Below are 19,318 nucleotides of genomic sequence, written 5' to 3'. Positions count from 1 at the left end.
ATTGTGGAGTGAAACAGTATAATGAAATACCACATTATCCCCGTTACGATGGCGATGCAAAATTGCACATTGATTTGGTGTGAAGAAACTCAGGAAGCGGCAATTGTTGATCCTGGCGGTAATGCTGAACAACTTATCGCTGAAATAGAGCGACGTGGGCTGAAAATCACCCAAATTTTGCTGACACATGGTCACTATGATCATGTTGGTGCTACTGTCGAAGTCGCGCAGCATTTTGATGTGCCTGTTTACGGGCCACATAAGGGGGATGCTTTTTGGATAGAAGGCTTGGAAATTCAATGTCAAATGTTTGGTGTTGAACCATGCCCCTCTTTTACGCCCGATCGTTGGCTAGATGAAGGGGATACACTAAAAATTGGCAGTATTGAGTTATCCGTTTTGCACTGTCCGGGGCATACACCGGGGCATATTATCCTTGCTAACCACACCGACAAAATCATCTCAATGGGGGATGTATTGTTTAAGGGCAGTATTGGTCGCACGGATTTTCCGGGCGGAAACTATGATGAATTGATTCAATCTATTAAGGAAAAAGTATTGCCATTGGGGGACGAGTATCAATTCATACCCGGTCACGGTCCAATGTCAACATTAGGATATGAGCGAAAAACCAATCCATTTTTACAGGATTAATCGCAAACGTCTTTCTTGCCGTATAAGATGATGTAAAGAAGATAAAAGCCGCTTTGTCAGCGGCTTTTGAGAAACTCAGAGTATTGCAACGATAGCTTCACACAGAGGAACCATATTTTCCAGTGTCAAACCCGCTACGTTGATTCGGCCAGAGCTAACCGCATAAATACCATACTCTTCACGCAGGCGATCAACTTGCTCTTTAGTCAATCCACTGAATGAGAACATACCATTTTGCGTGCTAATAAAGCTAAAGTCTTGCTTCGCGCCTTTTTCTTGCAAGGTATTCACAAACAGTTGGCGCATACGCTGAATGCGTTCACGCATGGTTGCCAATTCCTGAATCCATTCTGCTTTCAGATCATCATTGGACAGAATGGTCGTCACAACAGAAGCACCGTGCGCCGGTGGGTTAGAGTAGTTGGTACGCACAATGGATTTTGCCTGGCTGAATGCCTTTTCTGCGGTATCGCTGTCTGTTGCAACGATGGTGCAGGCACCAACACGCTCATTGTATAACCCAAAGTTTTTGGAATAAGAGCTGGCAACGATTAGCTCATTGTGGTTTCTGGTAAAAATACGCAGGCCTTCTGCATCTTCATCCAACCCTTTGGCAAAGCCCTGGTAAGCAAAGTCGAATACGGGCAGCCAGCCATTTGCAGCAGATAAATCTGCCAGTTTCTGCCACTGTTCAGCGGTTGGATCAATACCCGTTGGGTTATGGCAGCAGCCATGCAGCAGAACAACATCACCTGCTTGTGCTTCAGACAAACTTGCCAACATGCCTTCGAAATCTAAGGCATGACTTTCTGCATCGTAATAGTTGTATTCGCGGATCTCCAAGCCAGCACTGGAGAAAACGCCTTTGTGGTTTGGCCAGGTTGGGTTGCTGATCCAGACACGTTTTGCATTGGTCTGCTTAGCAATAAAGTCAGCGGCAATACGCAGTGCACCCGTTCCGCCGGGGCTTTGTACAGTACGGGCGCGTTTGTCAGTGACGATAGGGCTGTTTTTGCCGAAAAGCAGTTCTTGAGTGACGCGGCCAAATTCAGGTAATCCACTAATTGCCAGATAATTTTTGGTAGTTTCGTTTTCCAGCAGGAACTTTTCTGCTTTTTTAACAGTAGTTAGAACAGGAGTTTTACCCGTTTCGTCTTTGTAGACGCCGATACCCAAGTTAATTTTATTTTCACGGGGATCTGCTTTAAAGCTATCCGCTAAACCAAGAATCGGGTCGGCAGGCGCTGCTGTGATTTTTTCAAACATTTTTTTGATTCCAAGACTCGGAGAGTTAAGCCCAAAATAAGTGGTACGCTGCTCAGGGTAACCTTAAGAAATCTATTTGCCAACTACTTGTAGCAAAAAGAATAAAATCTTGTGAAGTAGTTTACGGAGTGAAAAAAAGAGCCTGAAAAAACAGGGAGGTAAAATGTAAAAAGCAGCGCTGATGCGCTGCTTTTCCTGGGATAAATCGATTAACGTTTCGCTAAATAATTTATCAACAGTAATTAGAACTGATAAGTCAGGCCAACACCAAGTACGTTGCGAGCGTTTGAGTCTCCGCCTTTGTTCTTGTCCAGCAAGTTGATTTTGTAAACAACATAGGTAGAGAAGTTTTTGTTAAAGTAGTAAGAAGTATTTAAAGAAACATATTTAACCAGATCTCTGGTATAGCGTCTCTCACCTTCACCCAGATCTTTACCTTTAGACTGAACATAAGCTACAGCTGGTTTCAGGCCCAAGTCAGAGAACAAGTATTGCGCAACTAACTCAATATTCTGAGTTTTGTTTGCAGTATAAGTGCCTTTCCCTATGGATTGACCAACAGGAACAGTGAAGTTAGTCATATTACGGGTTTCGCCGTACAATGCAGCCAAGTATACGTTGTTAGCATCGTATTTAGCACCGACGTTCCATGCTTCAGCACGTTCACCCTTAGCAGCGCCATCATTTTGCTGATTATTTGCACGAGCCGAATTCGCGTAAGTACCACCAACAGTGATACCATAACCTACGTCGTAGGTAGTGGCGAAACCATAGCCATCACCGTTTGCATTAGCATAAGGGCGATTATTCTTAGTACGATCACTATTTTGACCTTGGTATTGCAGGGCAAAGTTCAAGCCATCAACCAGGCCGAAGAAGTCGCTATTACGGTAGGTCAACAGGCCAGTAGCACGAGCAGTCATGTAGTTGTCATTCTGAGCCATGGAATCAGCACCGAAAATTGGCAGCACGTCAGTCCATACGTTGATATCGTAGTTTATGCCGTAGTTACGGCCATAATCCAGTGAACCGTAGTTAGCGAATTTCAAACCAGCGAAAGCCAAACGGGTTTTGGTTGTTTCGTCTTTACCTTCTGCGCGATTAGATTGGATGTTGTATTCCCAACGACCGAAACCAGTCAGTTGATCAGAGATTTGGGTTTCACCTTTAATGCCGAGACGTACGTAGGAATCATCGCCGTCTTCACCGCTTTTTTTGTCTGCGATCTGATGACGAACGTCCACTTTACCGTACAAATCCAGTTTATTGCCATCTTTGTTAAAGATTTCAGCTGCGTTTGCTGTACCAGCAACCAGCAAAGCTGGGATTACCACTGCAAGAATATTGCGTTTCATTATTATTACCCTCATTGGTGTTATCTAGACACCTGCCACTGCCAGAAATAGAACACTAAAAAATTTTGGAACTATTTGCGGGTATCGAGTGTCTTATTAGTCGGCGATCAGTGTTCCATTGGTAATGAATTTTATCTACCCTCAAAGTGCTACAAAAGTACAGAATCAGTAATAAAATGAAAATAGATGTTTCAAAATGTAAATATCAGGGAACTTTTTTCGGGTGCTTTTCGACATGAACAAAAAAAGCCAACTTTCGCTGGCTTTTTAAAGGATTGGTTTTTAGCTTATTTATTAATCGTATTCGTTAGAAACTTGCGTTTCTTGGTGTCCGTGGGAACGGGATAACATCACGAACGTTGGAAACGCCAGTAACATAAGCGACCAGACGTTCGAAGCCCAAACCGAAACCAGCATGAGGAACGGTGCCATAACGGCGCAGATCACGATACCACCAATAATCTTCTTTATTCAGTCCCATCTCTTCCATACGCTGATCCAACCTATCCAGACGCTCTTCACGCTGGGAACCACCAATGATTTCACCGATGCCTGGAGCCAACACATCCATCGCTGCAACAGTTTTACCATCATCATTCATGCGCATATAGAAGGCTTTAATGTCTTTTGGATAGTTTTTCATGATCACTGGCGCGTTGAAATGTTTTTCTGCCAGATAGCGTTCATGCTCTGATGCCAAATCCACACCCCAGAAAACAGGGTTTTCAAATTGCTGACCACAATTTTCCAGAATTTCTATCGCGTCGGTGTAGTCCAACTGAACGAAATCTGAATCAACAAATTTTTTCAGACGGGTGATAACTTCGCTGTCAACTCGTTCTGCAAAGAAAGCCAGATCATCAGCACGCTCTTCTAATGCGGCCTTGAAAACATATTTCAGCATGTCTTCAGAGAGCTTGGCAATATCATTCAGATCAGCAAAAGCCACTTCTGGTTCAACCATCCAAAACTCTGCCAAGTGACGGCTAGTATTGGAGTTTTCTGCACGAAAAGTGGGTCCGAAGGTATAGATTTTGCTCAATGCACAAGCATAAGCTTCACCGTTTAACTGACCGGATACAGTAAGGAAAGCTTCACGGCCGAAGAAATCTTGGCTGAAATCCACTTCGCCTTTATCCGTGCGTGGCAAGTTTTGCAAATCCAAAGTAGAAACGCGGAACATTTCGCCAGCGCCTTCTGTATCTGATGCGGTGATAAGCGGCGAGGATACCCAGAAGAAGCCTTTTTCATGGAAGAAACGATGTAGGGCTTGGGCTAGTGTATGGCGAACACGAGCCACTGCGCCGATCAAATTGGTGCGTGGGCGAAGATGAGCTACTTCACGCAGGTATTCAATACTGTGGCGTTTAGCCGCCATTGGGTAAGTATCTGGATCATCAACCATGCCAACAACAACAACTTTAGTGGCCTGCAATTCAAAATCCTGACCTTTACCTTGCGATTCCACCACTGTACCGGTGATTTCGACAGAACAACCCGTGGTTAAATGTAATATTTCATCCTGATAATTAGGTAAATTATTATTAACGACGGCCTGTAATGGATTAAAGCAGGAACCGTCATAGACGGCGAGGAATGAGATACCAGCTTTAGAATCTCTCCTTGTACGTATCCAACCGCGAACGGTGACTTCGTTGTCAACCGGAACCCGGCCTTGCAGTACATTGACTACAGGCGCTACGCTCATAAATTTCTCTCTTTTATATAGTGAATTAATAACTAGATAGATTTACCAAATACTCCCTTAATTAGGGAGCTGATTGTTCTATCTTACTTGTCATCTCTCAGGAAACAAGAGGAAATTTCGGGTCTTAATGAGGAAACAGAGGGAAAAGTTGCTGTAACCAGCATAAAGCTGGTTACGCAAAAGATAATTAGCCAGTTATGCCGTTTTTTCTATACCACCTTCTCTATATAGGGAAGGTCAAACGCCCGACGTAACCTATTGACAAATTCATCATCTTCACAAATGGTTTTTCCGGGGCTATCAGAAAGTTTTGCTACGGGTTTACCATTACATTCCACCAATTTGATCACAATATTCAGTGGCTTTATACCCGGAATATTACAGGTTAGTCGTGTGCCAATACCGAAAACGACATTAATTCTCTTATGGAAGTGATGATACAGTGTTAATGCTTTTTGCAGATCTAAGCTGTCGGAAAACACTAATGTTTTCGTCATGGGATCAATATCGAGTGATTGATAGTGAGCTATGGCTTTTTCACCCCATTCAATAGGATCACCTGAGTCATGACGCAAGCCTTGGTAAGCCGTTGCCAACGATTTATCGAAATCTCGCAGAAAAGCGTCCATGGTAATACAGTCAGTCAGGGCGATGCCCAATTGATTTGGATACTCGTTCAGCCAGGTTTGCAGTGCTGCTCTCTGGCTATTGGCAAGTTCTGGACTAATTTGCTGGTGAGCCTGGAACCATTCATGGGCTTGTGTACCGAGAGGCGAAAGATTAAGCTGTTCTGCCAGTTGATAATTACTACTTCCAATCAAATAAGGGAAGTTATTTTTTAGCTCATTGATAATGGCATATTGCACTGCGTATGAAAAACGACGGCGAGTACCAAAATCCATTAATTTAAAACCAGATAGATCGATATTTTTTTCTGCAGCGTCTTTGTAAAACAGCTCAATCAATTTTCTCAGCTGAATAACGGCATCTTCAGGTGTTATTTCAGGTGAGCGATGACGATGGACCAATTCGCTGATCAGGGCAAGCAGGGGGACTTCCCACAAGATCACTTCGTGCCATAAACCGGAAATGCGGATAGTTAATTGCCCTTCATGGGTAACAGAAACGTCGACTTGTTTAGGATTAAAACGAAATGTTTTGCACCAGTTCAGGTAATCCTCTTTAAAGAACGGGAGACGAGAAAGATAATCGACTTCGCGTTCTGTTAATGCTAAGTCTGCCATCATATCAATTTGATGGCGTAATGGCTCGGCGTATTCTCCGAGTAGTTCATCACCACGACAACGAAATTCTGCAACAACAGGAATATTGTTGTAATGGTGGTACACTGCTTGCTGCATGTGAAACTTATAGGCATCTGTATCAAGCAGTGATTTGATAATCGGGGTAGCGTCTAAAGTCATGGCGCGTCAGGCATCCTCGCGGAGCATATTCGTGTCAGCTAAATCGATAAAGTCGGGAGAGTATACCGTGATTATTGGGTTATTGAAGCCATATAACTGCATATATTTTCCCGAATCTAAAGATTAAGGTTAATCCATTTATAGATAATATCATGTTAAATGAGATATGAGATGACAATTAGCACGAAAGTACTAATATGCTAATCACATCATTTATACCTTTATTTAATAAGTTATTAACATACAAAAAAGAAACTTATTGATTGAAAGGAAGATTTCTCTATGTCAGCGTTTATGTTTTTAAAAGTAATGGAAAAGGTTCCCTATGACACAACAGCGACTCGTTAAACACCGTTTGGATTATAAAGCACCAGATTACACAATTACTAATATTGATCTTGATTTTGATCTGGATGCTGAAAAAACAACGGTGACGGCAATCAGTCAGGTAAAACGTCAAGTCAATGATATTACCCCACTGGTTTTGGATGGCGAAAATCTCACGTTAAAAGGTATCTATATCGATGATCAAGAGTGGGAGCATTATCAGGAACAGGATGGAAAGTTGCGGATTGAACAACTTCCAGCCCAGTTTACACTGAAAATTGTGAATGAAATTAATCCAGTAGCTAATACAGCCCTTGAGGGACTATACGTATCTGGTGATGCCTTGTGCACCCAGTGTGAGGCAGAGGGATTCCGTCACATCACGTATTATTTGGATCGCCCAGATGTTCTGGCTTGTTTTACTACTCGCATTACTGCGGATAAATCCAAATACCCATTCCTGCTTTCCAATGGTAACCGTATTGAACAAGGGGAGCTGGAAGATGGGCGTCATTGGGTAAAATGGCAGGATCCGTTCCCAAAACCTGCTTACTTGTTCGCATTGGTTGCGGGGGATTTTGATGTCTTGCGTGACACGTTTGTGACCCGCAGTGGCCGTGAGGTAGCACTGGAGCTGTTTGTTGATCGGGGCAACTTGGATCGTGCTGATTGGGCCATGACATCGTTGAAAAACTCAATGAAATGGGATGAAACCCGCTTTGGTTTGGAGTATGACCTTGATATCTACATGATTGTCGCCGTTGATTTTTTCAATATGGGAGCGATGGAGAACAAGGGATTAAACATCTTCAATTCCAAATATGTTCTGGCAAAAACGGAAACGGCGACTGACGAAGACTATCTTGCTATTGAAGCCGTGATCGGACATGAATATTTCCATAACTGGACCGGAAACCGTATTACATGTCGTGACTGGTTCCAGTTAAGCCTGAAAGAAGGGCTGACAGTATTCCGTGATCAGGAATTCAGTTCGGATCTGGGTTCACGTTCAGTTAACCGTATCAAGAATGTGCGAGTTATGCGTTCTGCACAATTTGCCGAAGATGCTGGCCCTATGGCTCACCCTATCCGTCCTGATCAGGTGATGGAAATGAATAACTTCTATACGTTGACCGTCTATGAAAAAGGCGCAGAAGTGATTCGGATGATCCACACCTTATTGGGGGAAGAACAATTTCAGGCGGGTATGCAGCTTTATATCCATCGCCATGATGGTAGCGCGGCTACCTGTGATGATTTTGTGCAGGCGATGGAAGACGCGTCAAATGTCGATTTAACCCTCTTTCGCCGTTGGTATAGCCAATCCGGGACACCTGTGCTGACTGTCCGCGACGAATATGATGCAGAAACGCAACAATATATTTTGCATGTCAGTCAAATGACATCACCAACAGCAGATCAGAAAGAGAAACAACCGCTGCACATTCCTCTGGATATTGAACTTTATGATGAACAGGGAAGGGTTATCCCGCTGCGTCGTCATGGTCAGCCTGTGCATCATGTTTTGAATGTTATTAATGCAGAGCAATCATTTGTTTTCGATAACGTTCCATCACGGCCTGTCCCTTCTTTATTGCGTGAGTTTTCTGCACCAGTGAAATTGGATTATCCATACAGTGATGAGCAACTTTCATTTTTAATGAAACATGCGCGTAATGAGTTCTCCCGTTGGAATGCAGCGCAGGCACTGTTAACCAACTATGTGAGGCTGAATGTTGTCCGTCACCAAAAATCCCTGCCACTGGAATTGCCAATGCATGTCATTGATGCTTTCCGTGCTGTATTGTTGGATAAAGATATCGATCCGGCTCTGGCTGCATTGATCCTGACCTTGCCGTCTGAAAATGAAGTGGCAGAATTGTTTACGGTGGTAGATCCTAAAGCTATCCATGATGTCATTCGTGCTATGACAAAAGCACTGGCCAATGAAATGGCAGATGAATTCTCTGCGGTTTATCACAGCCTCCAGACAGGCGTATACCGTGTAGAGCATAGGGATATTGCAAAACGTGATTTGCGTAATACCTGCCTCTACTATCTGGCCTTTATTGATACCAAAGAGTTGGCCGATAAATTAGTGGCGGCACAATATTATCACGCTGATAACATGACTGACAGCATCGCGGCCTTATCTGCGGCTGTATTTGCTGAATTGCCTTGCAGTTATCAATTACTGGATGAATTTGATAATCAATGGCATCAGAATGGTTTGGTCATGGATAAATGGTTCAGGCTGCAAGCCACCAATCCAGCCTTCGATGTACTTGAGAAAGTGCGTGGTTTGATGCAACATCGTTCTTTCAGCTTGAGCAACCCAAACCGTGTTTATTCACTGTTGAGAATATTCTTTAGCAGAAATGCCGTGGCCTTCCATGCTGAAGATGGGAGTGGTTATCAATTCCTGGTGGAAGTGCTAACCGAGCTGAATAACCTAAATCCGCAAGTAGCATCACATTTGATTGATCCATTGATCCGTTTGAAACGTTACGATGAAAAACGTCAGGCCTTGATGCGTGCGGCATTGGAACAGTTGAAAGGAATAGAGAACTTATCTGGTGACCTGTTCGAAAAGATTACCAAGGCACTTGAGAGTTAATATACGCATTAAACTTCAAGTTACAATTTACAACACGATATGAAACCTGGTTTCTCCCCGCCTCGCGGGGAGAAATCAAACGCATCTTGAAGTTAGATTGGTATATGTAACATATTCTTTGGTTATTGCCGGAGATGAGATCGCACACAAACCCTGTTGTTGTTTTAAACGGGGTTTGTTTTTACCTGCTTATATAGAGAGGACTTTTTTGTTTACTCATATAATGTTAAATTAACGCCCTCTTCCTGCCACAACAACGCAGCAATTAATATGTATGGGATTGCGTATAACTCAAGATGTATAACTGACAATTCTCACGTAAAGACAATCATAAAGAACAATAGGTTAATTTAAATGTATTATTCTCTAGTACGGAAAGCGTTGTTCCAGCTTGATCCTGAACAGGCACATGAGCTGACTTTCCGCCAACTCAAACGTGTAGCCGGTACTCCTTTCGAATTTTTTATCCGTCAATCAGTTGCCACTAAGCCTGTTACCTGCATGGGGTTGTCCTTCAAAAATCCACTGGGCTTAGCTGCTGGTCTTGATAAAAACGGTGATTGTATTGATGCGTTTGGAGTAATGGGGTTTGGGTTTGTTGAAGTTGGTACAGTAACACCGCGCCCGCAAGCTGGAAATGATAAGCCGAGATTATTCCGGGTGATTGAAGCGGAAGGGATCATCAACCGGATGGGGTTCAACAATCTTGGGGTGGATAATCTGGTTGAGAATGTTAAGCGTGCAAAATATGACGGGATTATCGGGATCAATATCGGCAAAAATAAAGATACTCCGGTTGAAAATGGAAAAGATGATTATTTAATTTGCATGGATAAAGTTTATCCTCATGCAGGTTATATCACTATCAATATTTCTTCTCCTAATACGCCAGGCTTGAGGACATTACAGTATGGAGAAGCTCTGGATGATCTTTTGTCTGCGATTAAAAATAAGCAAAGCGAACTTCAGCAAAAGTACCAGAAATATGTTCCTGTTGCTGTTAAAATCTCTCCCGATCTTTCAGAAGAAGAATTAATAAAAATTGCTGATAGTTTAATGCGTCATCATATTGATGGAGTTATTGCAACAAATACCACATTGGATAGAAAGATTATCGAAGGTTTGAATCACTACCAACAGGCGGGGGGATTGAGTGGGCGTCCTGTGCAATTGCGTAGCACAGAGATTATCCGTCGCCTTTCGCAAGAATTAAAAGGTGAAATACCGATTATTGGTGTAGGAGGAATTGATTCGCTTGTTGCAGCCAGGGAGAAAATAGAAGCAGGGGCTTCATTAATTCAGATATATTCCGGCTTTATCTATAAAGGACCAAAACTCATCAAAGATATTGTTAATCATATCTAAATATTTGCTGCAATTTGGGGGCAGGGGTTTATTTCTGTCCTCAACTCGTCTATATTTTGTCTTGTAGATTAAATTTTATCATTTATTTTTTACTTCTTATTTCGCTGACAATGCTTATTTTAACCAAAAAAGCTATTTTGAGCATAAAAAGGTAATCAATGAAAATTAGACCTGATGATCAGTGGCGCTGGTATTTTGATCATGAGCATAGTCGTGTCATGCTCGATCTCGCTAATGGCATGGTTTTTCGTTCTCGTTTCCCTGCCAAAATGTTGACTGATTACGCCGTTACAATGGAAGAAATGTCATTCTCAGTCGATGATGCCGCACTTTTTTACACTTTTGAAGAACATTCACGTCGTATCAACATGGCTCCTGCGTTCAGCGCTGAATTAGCTCTAAACGGGGTGGTTGCGTTACGTTTTATGAAACCGCAAATGCCTAAGAGCTGGTATTTCTCCCATTTTTCTTTGATAGAGAAACCAGAACACGGTGAAATTATTCAGCTTAAATTACAGGATAGCGGTACTGAAGCACTGTTTATGGTTGCAGAAGTGGGTGACAATGCCAGCTTGTGTTTATTGGCACAGCAAAAGCTAGAGATGCACAATCGTGTCATGAATTTTTGTGATCCCATTAAGGTTATGAATGATCGCATCATGCCTTATATCGAGCCAACTCAGTCATCGATATATCATAGGGCAATTTAGTGTCATCAGGCTGCTGCGTTCAGATATATTTATAGTATCAATCCGTTGATTTTGCTTTTCTCTATTTATCTGTGAAGTCACGGTTATCCACATCTTATTTCACATAAGCTATTCTATTGTTCTAAAAATAATTTATTTTCAACACATTAGGTCAATACTAAAAACCAATTTTTCCTTCAATGGGATTCGTTGTTTTGCCCACGGAAATTTATGCCAGACTAACCAAAAATTGGCTATAACCAGCATAGCAAGGATATTGACTCGGAAAGGCAGAGTAGTCACAAAAATAATGCATGTAAAGCTGCTTAGGATATCCTTATGCAGGTATTATCGAATAACATGTAACAATCCTATTTTTTTATAGTTATCAGTAGATAATATTTAAATTGATAAACACGTGCAGGGATATACCAATCTAACTTCAAGATGCATGTGATTTCTCCCCGCGAAGCGGGGAAAAATCAGGTTTCATATCGTGTTGTAAATTGCAACTTGAAGTTTAATGCGTATAGAATTAATTTCTGTTCCTGCTTTATTTTTTTAGTAAACTAAAAAGAGGGTGGCCAAAATGAGGTAGGAAGAGTTTTTGAAAAATAAAAAGTGTTAATTTTTAAAGTGTTATACAAAAGATCACGAAAGAAAATCCCAATATAGCCAGGGTATGGACAGAAGAAGGTGCACGTGATGCTGTAGATCAGTATAAAAAATTTAGGTTTTTTATCTATAAATATAACGGAAAAGAAATAGCGCTTATTCCCTCTGTTGAAATAGATGAAATATGGCATCATCATATTTTAGATACTATAAATTATAAAAAAGACTGTGAAGATATTTATGGTTATTTTATTCATTATTCTCTATCCTCTGGGGCAGGTGTTCCGGCAGAGGGGCTATTAGAAACATTTGATGAGCGTTTTATGAAAACTCAACAACTTTATTTTGAAGAGTTTGGTGAATATATGTATGAGGTGGATTTTTTAAAATAAATTTAATTTCAATAACGATTGTTAATGTGTTATTCAAACATGATGGATAATTTGAATCAAGTGTATTTATTTACTAAAAATGCAGGGGAATATTCTCATTGTCCTCATATTTTGGATAAATTCATACCAAAATAGTTTTCACTCGTTACCAGCAGGTTAAAATAAGTGTTATACCAATCTAACTTCAAGATGCGTGTAATATCTCCCCGCGAAGCGGGAAGATATAAATAATCACATTGATTTACAAGCTGCAACTTGAGGTTGGATTGGTATACATCATTAATGTTTATCTTAGTTCAATGACTAAATTATTTTGAGGAATACAGCTACATGCCAGAATTTTTCCACTATCCTTAATGGATGTCGATTTTAGTGGCAATACGTCCCCTTTAACCAAAGATATCTTACAGGAGCCACAAATTCCGGCACGACATGAATAGGGAATTTGAATACCTTGATCTTCGAGTTGTTCTAAAATAATTTGCTGATTATTGCCAATAAAACGTTGTCCATTGAATTCAATAGTAACGGACTGTTGAACAGTTTCCTTTATAGGTAAATGGGTTGCTTGTTCACCACTGCTATATTCGCGTGGCGTTCTCTTTTCCAAAATGGTAACACGATCCCCAACTCGAATAACGCCGCTGTCACGGGCAATGGCATTCTGTCCAAAATCAACCGCACCATTTTCTTTGGCTGTTCTGAAAGATTGCAGGGTAGCCAGTGGCTCACTTTGCGGATTTTTGCGGCCTTTCTCTGGACTGACTGTTGTCAAGATACAGCGACTGCACGGTTTTGGTAGATCAAAAACAATATCGCCGATTTGGATAGTTTGCCAGCTATCCTCTTCAAAAGGAGCGGCACCCGTGACAATGATATTGGCCCGGAATTGCTCTATTTTAATACTGGCAGGACAGCGTTGTTGCAAAGCATGAAAAGAGGCTTCATTGATAATTAAATAGGGAAAACCATCTGCGAATGATAAAGAAATATCAGGGAATTTTTTAACTCGTCGTGTTAGTTCTTCACTGAGCCAGCGTAGTTGCACAGGTTTATCAAAGAAGCCACTGAGCCAACGATTCACCATATCGGGAGCGACTAACGCGGTAAAATGATTTCTCCAAACTTCAGTGGGGAGGCGCTCTTCTTTAAAATCATCGTAAAGTACAGTGATGCTTTCTCCATTTGGAGCCTGCAAATACAAACCGTTATGGAGCATAGTTGGAGTAAATAGCAGCATCTGCGGATATTGGCGGGCAGTAATAAAGGTGCCGTCTGTTGTGGTGATCATAAAATTTCGATCAAACATCAGGCCACTTTCCTGAACGAGAGAATGAGAAAGTTGTAATCCACGCATGGACTTGACTGGGTAAGTATAGAGACGCGATAGAGTTAACATCCATTATCTCCCAAATATTTTTATCTTTACCAAAGCATTTTTAGCTTTATTGTGTCAGCAACTTTAGGACATGTCGAAGGTATTGGCTATAATGTGCCACAATTTTTTTGGTGGTGAACTTTTGTGATGATTAATAAGATGAACTCTCTCTTTGCCAGCACGGCACGTGGACTGGAAGAACTATTAAAGAACGAACTGGAAATTCTGGGAGCGCAATCCTGTAAGATTGCCCAAGGTGGGGTTCATTTTCAGGGCGATGATCGGGTGATGTATAAAAGTTTGCTGTGGAGCAGACTGGCATCCCGTATCATGATGCCGCTTAACGAATTTAAAGTTTATAGTGACTTGGATCTGTATCTGGGTGTCCAGTCCATTGACTGGAGCGAGATTTTCTCAGTTGATAGTACGTTCTCTGTGCATTTCAGCGGCACGAATGAGGAGATCAGAAATACACAATATGGCGCATTGAAAGTGAAAGACGCTATTGTCGATAGTTTTATGCGCAAAATCAAACAACGTCCTGATGTTGCTAAACAACAACCTGATGTCCGTATCCATGTTTTCCTGAATAAAGAGAAAGCCATCGTATCACTCGATTTGAGTGGAGATAGCCTGCATATCCGTGGCTACCGTGATCTGGCTGGACAAGCACCACTGAAAGAGAACCTTGCCGCCGCGATTATTTTACGTTCTGGCTGGCAGGCAGGAACGCCAATGGTTGATCCCATGTGTGGTTCGGGAACGTTGCTAATCGAAGCGTCTATGATGGCGGCAGATTGCGCTCCTGGCTTGTATCGTCAGCATTGGGGGTTCACATCATGGTTACAATTCAATGAAACAATCTGGCGTGAAGTCACTACAGAGGCACAGATCCGTTTCCGTAAGGGGTTACAGGAAACGACTTCCCGTTTTTTTGGAACGGATATTGATCGCCGAGTCATGGATATGGCACGTTCAAATGCACGTAGGGCAGGGGTATCCCAATTGATCCAGTTCCAACAAGGAGATGCCAGCAAACTGGAAAATCCTTTGCCGGAAGGGCCAGAGGGAACAATATTAAGCAACCCGCCTTATGGAGAACGTCTTGAAAGTGAACCTGCACTGATCGCGCTGCACAGTGTATTTGGTCGCGTGATGAAAGCTCGCTTCCCTGGCTGGCGTTTATCACTGTTCAGTGCTTCGCCGGAATTGTTGGGTTGTTTACAATTACGCGCAGAGCGTGAATTTAAAGCTAAAAATGGTCCTTTGGATTGTATCCAAAAGAATTATGTCATCCAGAAAAGTGAACAGCCAGCGGATAGACCTCAGTCATTGGATATCGGTATCGCAGAGGATTATGCTAACCGTTTGCGTAAAAATGAGAAAAAAATCAGCAAATGGGCCAAGCAGCAAGGTATTGATTGCTACCGTTTATATGATGCAGATTTACCTGAATACAATGTTGCTGTTGATCGCTATGCCGATAAAATCGTTGTGCAAGAATATGCCCCACCGAAATCTGTGGATGCCAATAAAGCCCGTCAACGTCTGTTTGATGTGATCAGTGCAACAATGAATGTGCTCAGCTTATCATCCAACCAATTGATCTTGAAAACTCGCCAACGTCAGAAAGGCAAAAGCCAGTATGAAAAAATGGCTGAGAAGCAAGAATTCCTTTTGGTTAACGAATATGGTGCAAAATTCTGGGTTAACCTGACCGATTATCTGGATACAGGATTATTCCTTGATCACCGTATTGCCCGCAAAAAATTGGGTGAAATGAGCCGAGGCAAGGATTTTCTTAACTTATTTGCCTACACCGGTTCAGCAACAGTTCATGCAGGATTGGGGGGGGCGCGTTCGACAACCACGGTAGATATGTCCCGCACTTATCTTGAATGGGCAGAGAAAAATTTACAGGCGAATGGCTTAACGGGACGTCAGCATCGTTTGATTCAGGCAGATTGCCTGGGATGGTTAGCGCAGACTCGTGAACAATTCGATGTTATCTTTATTGATCCGCCAACATTCTCTAACTCCAAGCGAATGGAAAATACTTTTGACGTTCAGCGTGATCACATCGAATTAATGAAACAATTAAAACGTCTGTTACGTCCGGGTGGAACCTTAATGTTCTCCAACAATAAACGGGGTTTTAAAATGGATTTTGCTGAATTAAATAAGTTAGGTCTGGTTGCAAACGAAATAACAGAAAAAACGTTATCTCAGGATTTTGCCCGTAACCGTCAGATCCATAACTGCTGGTTGCTGCATCACGCTGGCGAGGAAAAATAACATTATGTCATTGATTAGTTTATCCGGTGCTTGCTTATCATTCAGTGATGCACCGCTGTTGGATAATGCTGAACTGCATATCGAAGAAAACGAAAGAGTCTGTTTGGTTGGGCGCAATGGTGCGGGAAAATCCACATTGTTGCGTGTATTGGCAAAAGAACAACCACTGGATGATGGCTTGGTTATTTATGAACAAGATCTGATTGTTGCGCGCTTACAGCAAGATCCTCCCCGTGACGTAGAAGGTACGGTGTTTGATTTTGTTGCGGAAGGGGTAAAAGAGCAGGCTGAATATATCAAAGTGTTCCACCATGTTTCGCGTTTGGTAGAAACCGATCCTAGCGAGAAAAATCTCAACCATTTGGCAGAGTTACAGGAAGTGCTGGATATCCGTGGCTTATGGTCATTGGATAGCCGGATTAGTGATGTATTAAAACAACTCTCCTTGCCAGCAGAAGCGAAACTCTCTTCATTGTCTGGTGGTTGGCTGCGTAAGGCAGCACTGGGCAGGGCGCTGGTTTGTTCTCCAAAAGTGTTGTTTCTTGATGAACCAACTAACCATCTTGATATTGATACTATCGAATGGTTGGAGAATTTCCTGAAAGACTTCAACGGTAGTCTTGTGTTCATTTCTCATGACCGTTCATTCATTCGCAATATGGCGACACGTATTGTTGATCTGGATCGCGGAAAGCTGACTTCATGGCCGGGAAATTACGACAAATATCTTGAAGGAAAAGAAGAAGCGCTGCGGGTTGAAGAGTTGCAAAATGCCGAATTTGACAAAAAACTGGCGCAGGAAGAAGTTTGGATCCGCCAGGGGATTAAAGCACGGCGTACCCGTAATGAAGGCCGGGTAAGGGCATTGAAAGCATTACGTGTGGAACGTGCTGAACGCCGCAATGTTATGGGAACAGCGAAAATGCAGGTCGAAGAAGCGACACGTTCCGGTAAGATTGTATTTGAAATGGAAAATGTGAATTACCAGATTGGTGATAAAACATTGGTCAAAAATTTTTCGGCTCAAGTTCAACGTGGCGACAAAATTGCGTTAGTGGGACCAAATGGCTGCGGTAAGACAACATTATTAAAATTAATGTTGGGCGATCTGTCAGCAGACAGTGGCCGCATTCATTGTGGTACAAAACTTGAAGTGGCTTACTTTGATCAGCACCGTGCCGCACTGGATCCTGATAAGACGGTTATGGATAACCTCGCTGAAGGTAAGCAGGAAGTGATGGTCAATGGACGTTCCCGTCATGTATTGGGTTATTTGCAGGATTTCCTTTTCCATCCTAAACGGGCGATGACCCCTGTACGCGCGTTGTCTGGTGGTGAGCGCAATCGCCTGTTGCTGGCTCGTCTATTCTTGAAACCAAGCAACTTGCTTATTCTTGATGAACCGACCAATGACCTTGATGTTGAAACATTGGAGTTACTTGAAGAACTCGTTGATAGCTATACTGGAACGGTGATTTTGGTCAGCCATGATCGTCAATTTGTTGATAATTCAGTCACTGAATGTTGGATTTTTGAAGGCGATGGTGACATCAACAATTATGCAGGGGGATATTACGATGCCCAGCAGCAACGGGGACAAACTGTTTCCTTGCGTCAAGTTTCAGAAAAAAAGGTTAGTGTTGAAAATAAGTCGGTAAAGTCCAAAGAACCACTTAAACGGTCAAATAATAAGATAAGTTACCATTTACTGCGTGAATTAGAACAACTACCATTATTATTAGAGAAATTAGAAGAAGAGATAAATAAATTGCAATCTCAGGTCAGTGACCCTGAATTCTTCAATCAATCACATGAAATTACGCAAAATGTTTTGAATGAACTGGCAAATAAAGAACAAGAATTGGAAAAAACTTTTGATCGCTGGCAGGAATTGGAAATAATGAAAAATGGATGATAACTGTCGCATAAAAGAAACTTGTGGTTTTTGCTAAAGGAGAAACACGTTGTGTTCCAATAAACACCAGCATGACAAGCTGGTTCTTTGTCCTCAGTGTGACATGCTGGTGGCTGTGCCTGATTTGGAACAAGGGAAAAAGGCGGTTTGTCCACGATGTAATACGGTACTGACAGCAAAGTGGAAAGAACCGCGTAATCAACCAACAGGCTATGCATTAAGCGCATTAATCATGCTTTTTCTCGCTTGCCTGTTTCCTTTTGTTAGCATGAGTGTTGCGGGAATTGTGAGTGAAATAAAGTTGACTCAGATCCCCAAGGTGATGTTCAACGAAGATTATTCCAGCATGGCTGCGCTTTTCTTGATCTTCGTTCAGCTTGTGCCGACATTTTGTATGGTTGCCATCATCCTTTTATGTCAGAACGTCAAAATGGCGCGCCGCTTGAAAATAGAGTTGGCGCGTATTTTGTTTAAGATGAAAACATGGTGTATGGCAGAAATTTTCCTTGCGGGCGTGTTGGTCAGCTTTGTTAAGCTTATGGCACATGGGGAAATTAGCATCGGCCTGAGTTTTTTCCCTTACTGCTTGTTTTGCTTGTTTCAGGTCAGAGCGTTTCAGTGTCTTGACAGGCACTGGTTTTGGAATGAAATTGCTCCGGCACCTAAAGTTTGCCATACCTTGCAGGCAGGAAAACCTGGCTTGGTGCAAGGTGTCAGGCTTTGCCAGAGTTGTACCGCAATCTTGCCCGCCCAACAATCTCGGTGCCCCCGTTGCCATACAAAGGGAGATGCCCGTCGTCGTAATAGCCTTCAGTGCACAATGGCACTGCTAATAACATCAGCCATACTTTATATTCCAGCGAATGTTTTGCCTATCATGGTGACCCAAGCACTAGGACAGCAAATTAATTCCACCATACTGGAAGGTATTATTTTGCTTTGGGGCTCTGGCTCGTATCCGGTTGCGATGGTCATTTTTATTGCCAGTATCATGATACCTTTATTGAAAATGCTGGCTATTGGTTGGCTATGCTGGGATGCAAAAAGTCAAACGAACGATGATTCTGAAAAAATGAATTTTATTTATGAAATGGTGGAATTTGTTGGCCGTTGGTCAATGATTGATGTATTCGTGATTGCTGTCCTATCTGCGCTGGTTCGCATGGGACAACTGATGAGTATTTATCCTGCCTTGGGAGCGGTGCTGTTTGCTCTGGTTGTTGTTTTGACTATGTTTGCATCAATCATGTTCGATCCGCGTTTAACTTGGGATAAAGCCAATCGTAAATTTGAGCGACATAAAAATGAGGAGTTGTAA

General features: G+C 42.2%; 12 protein-coding genes. 7 read left to right on the top strand and 5 right to left on the bottom strand.

Annotated elements, in window-relative coordinates; all coding sequences use genetic code 11:
- The first annotated feature begins 21 nt into the window (after positions 1-21).
- On the top strand, positions 22-654 hold the full coding sequence (locus AAC853_RS13315; protein ID WP_340614817.1) for an MBL fold metallo-hydrolase: 633 nt from the start codon (positions 22-24) through the stop codon (positions 652-654).
- 75 nt (positions 655-729) lie between these two features.
- On the opposite strand, the gene AAC853_RS13310 is transcribed toward AAC853_RS13315, so the two are convergent.
- The 4 genes from AAC853_RS13310 to pncB all read right to left on the bottom strand — a co-directional run bounded on the left by AAC853_RS13310 (position 730) and on the right by pncB (position 6,407).
- Positions 730-1,920 carry an amino acid aminotransferase gene (locus tag AAC853_RS13310; RefSeq protein ID WP_189759284.1) on the bottom strand — a complete coding sequence of 397 codons (1,191 nt, stop codon included), beginning with the start codon at positions 1,918-1,920 and terminating at the stop codon, positions 730-732.
- 242 nt (positions 1,921-2,162) lie between these two features.
- Positions 2,163-3,275, bottom strand: a complete 1,113-nt coding sequence (locus tag AAC853_RS13305; RefSeq protein WP_340614816.1) for a porin — start codon at positions 3,273-3,275, stop codon at positions 2,163-2,165.
- A 307-nt stretch (positions 3,276-3,582) separates the two neighbouring features.
- Complete coding sequence (gene asnS, locus AAC853_RS13300) at positions 3,583-4,983, bottom strand: asparagine--tRNA ligase (protein WP_338882714.1); 1,401 nt, start codon at positions 4,981-4,983, stop codon at positions 3,583-3,585.
- 209 nt (positions 4,984-5,192) lie between these two features.
- The gene (gene pncB / locus AAC853_RS13295; RefSeq protein WP_338882713.1) at positions 5,193-6,407 is read right to left on the bottom strand and encodes a nicotinate phosphoribosyltransferase; all 1,215 of its coding nucleotides are present in this window, start codon (positions 6,405-6,407) and stop codon (positions 5,193-5,195) included.
- A 325-nt stretch (positions 6,408-6,732) separates the two neighbouring features.
- On the opposite strand from pncB, the gene pepN reads away from it, so the two are divergent.
- The 3 genes from pepN (at position 6,733) to AAC853_RS13280 (ending at position 11,426) form a co-directional block, all read left to right on the top strand.
- Positions 6,733-9,351, top strand: coding sequence for an aminopeptidase N (gene pepN, locus AAC853_RS13290; protein ID WP_340614815.1), 2,619 nt, complete (start codon positions 6,733-6,735; stop codon positions 9,349-9,351).
- Between the two features lie 354 nt (positions 9,352-9,705).
- On the top strand, positions 9,706-10,716 hold the full coding sequence (pyrD, locus tag AAC853_RS13285) for a quinone-dependent dihydroorotate dehydrogenase (protein WP_340614814.1): 1,011 nt from the start codon (positions 9,706-9,708) through the stop codon (positions 10,714-10,716).
- 158 nt (positions 10,717-10,874) lie between these two features.
- Complete coding sequence (locus tag AAC853_RS13280; RefSeq protein WP_338882710.1) at positions 10,875-11,426, top strand: cell division protein ZapC; 552 nt, start codon at positions 10,875-10,877, stop codon at positions 11,424-11,426.
- 1,272 nt (positions 11,427-12,698) lie between these two features.
- Here the strand turns inward: AAC853_RS13280 and AAC853_RS13275 are convergent.
- Positions 12,699-13,811, bottom strand: a complete 1,113-nt coding sequence (locus AAC853_RS13275; protein WP_340614813.1) for a YcbX family protein — start codon at positions 13,809-13,811, stop codon at positions 12,699-12,701.
- A 138-nt stretch (positions 13,812-13,949) separates the two neighbouring features.
- Here AAC853_RS13275 and rlmKL point away from each other — a divergent pair, with 138 nt between their 5' ends.
- The 3 genes from rlmKL (at position 13,950) to pqiA (ending at position 19,318) form a co-directional block, all read left to right on the top strand.
- Positions 13,950-16,085, top strand: coding sequence for a bifunctional 23S rRNA (guanine(2069)-N(7))-methyltransferase RlmK/23S rRNA (guanine(2445)-N(2))-methyltransferase RlmL (rlmKL, locus tag AAC853_RS13270; RefSeq protein ID WP_340614859.1), 2,136 nt, complete (start codon positions 13,950-13,952; stop codon positions 16,083-16,085).
- A 4-nt stretch (positions 16,086-16,089) separates the two neighbouring features.
- Positions 16,090-18,000 (top strand): ABC transporter ATP-binding protein, encoded by a 1,911-nt coding sequence (locus AAC853_RS13265; RefSeq protein WP_340614812.1) that lies wholly within the window; start codon positions 16,090-16,092, stop codon positions 17,998-18,000.
- Positions 18,001-18,103: 103 nt separating this feature from the next.
- The gene (gene pqiA / locus AAC853_RS13260) at positions 18,104-19,318 is read left to right on the top strand and encodes a membrane integrity-associated transporter subunit PqiA (RefSeq protein WP_422824223.1); all 1,215 of its coding nucleotides are present in this window, start codon (positions 18,104-18,106) and stop codon (positions 19,316-19,318) included.

The sequence above is a fragment of the Xenorhabdus thailandensis genome, assembly GCF_037996785.1.
GTDB lineage: Bacteria > Pseudomonadota > Gammaproteobacteria > Enterobacterales > Enterobacteriaceae > Xenorhabdus > Xenorhabdus griffiniae.
This window is presented reverse-complemented; position numbering and strand designations above follow the sequence as displayed.

What these genes read in the sequence shown, in the direction of transcription:
- AAC853_RS13310 (WP_189759284.1), bottom strand. Translation starts at nt 1,920, where the DNA reads ATGTTTGAAAAAATCACAGCAGCGCCTGCCGACCCGATTCTTGGTTTA.
- AAC853_RS13305 (WP_340614816.1), bottom strand. Translation starts at nt 3,275, where the DNA reads ATGAAACGCAATATTCTTGCAGTGGTAATCCCAGCTTTGCTGGTTGCT.
- pncB (WP_338882713.1), bottom strand. Translation starts at nt 6,407, where the DNA reads ATGACTTTAGACGCTACCCCGATTATCAAATCACTGCTTGATACAGAT.
- AAC853_RS13315 (WP_340614817.1), top strand. Translation starts at nt 22, where the DNA reads ATGAAATACCACATTATCCCCGTTACGATGGCGATGCAAAATTGCACA.
- pqiA (WP_422824223.1), top strand. Translation starts at nt 18,104, where the DNA reads ATGCTGGTGGCTGTGCCTGATTTGGAACAAGGGAAAAAGGCGGTTTGT.
- AAC853_RS13275 (WP_340614813.1), bottom strand. Translation starts at nt 13,811, where the DNA reads ATGTTAACTCTATCGCGTCTCTATACTTACCCAGTCAAGTCCATGCGT.
- asnS (WP_338882714.1), bottom strand. Translation starts at nt 4,983, where the DNA reads ATGAGCGTAGCGCCTGTAGTCAATGTACTGCAAGGCCGGGTTCCGGTT.
- pepN (WP_340614815.1), top strand. Translation starts at nt 6,733, where the DNA reads ATGACACAACAGCGACTCGTTAAACACCGTTTGGATTATAAAGCACCA.
- rlmKL (WP_340614859.1), top strand. Translation starts at nt 13,950, where the DNA reads ATGAACTCTCTCTTTGCCAGCACGGCACGTGGACTGGAAGAACTATTA.
- AAC853_RS13265 (WP_340614812.1), top strand. Translation starts at nt 16,090, where the DNA reads ATGTCATTGATTAGTTTATCCGGTGCTTGCTTATCATTCAGTGATGCA.
- AAC853_RS13280 (WP_338882710.1), top strand. Translation starts at nt 10,875, where the DNA reads ATGAAAATTAGACCTGATGATCAGTGGCGCTGGTATTTTGATCATGAG.
- pyrD (WP_340614814.1), top strand. Translation starts at nt 9,706, where the DNA reads ATGTATTATTCTCTAGTACGGAAAGCGTTGTTCCAGCTTGATCCTGAA.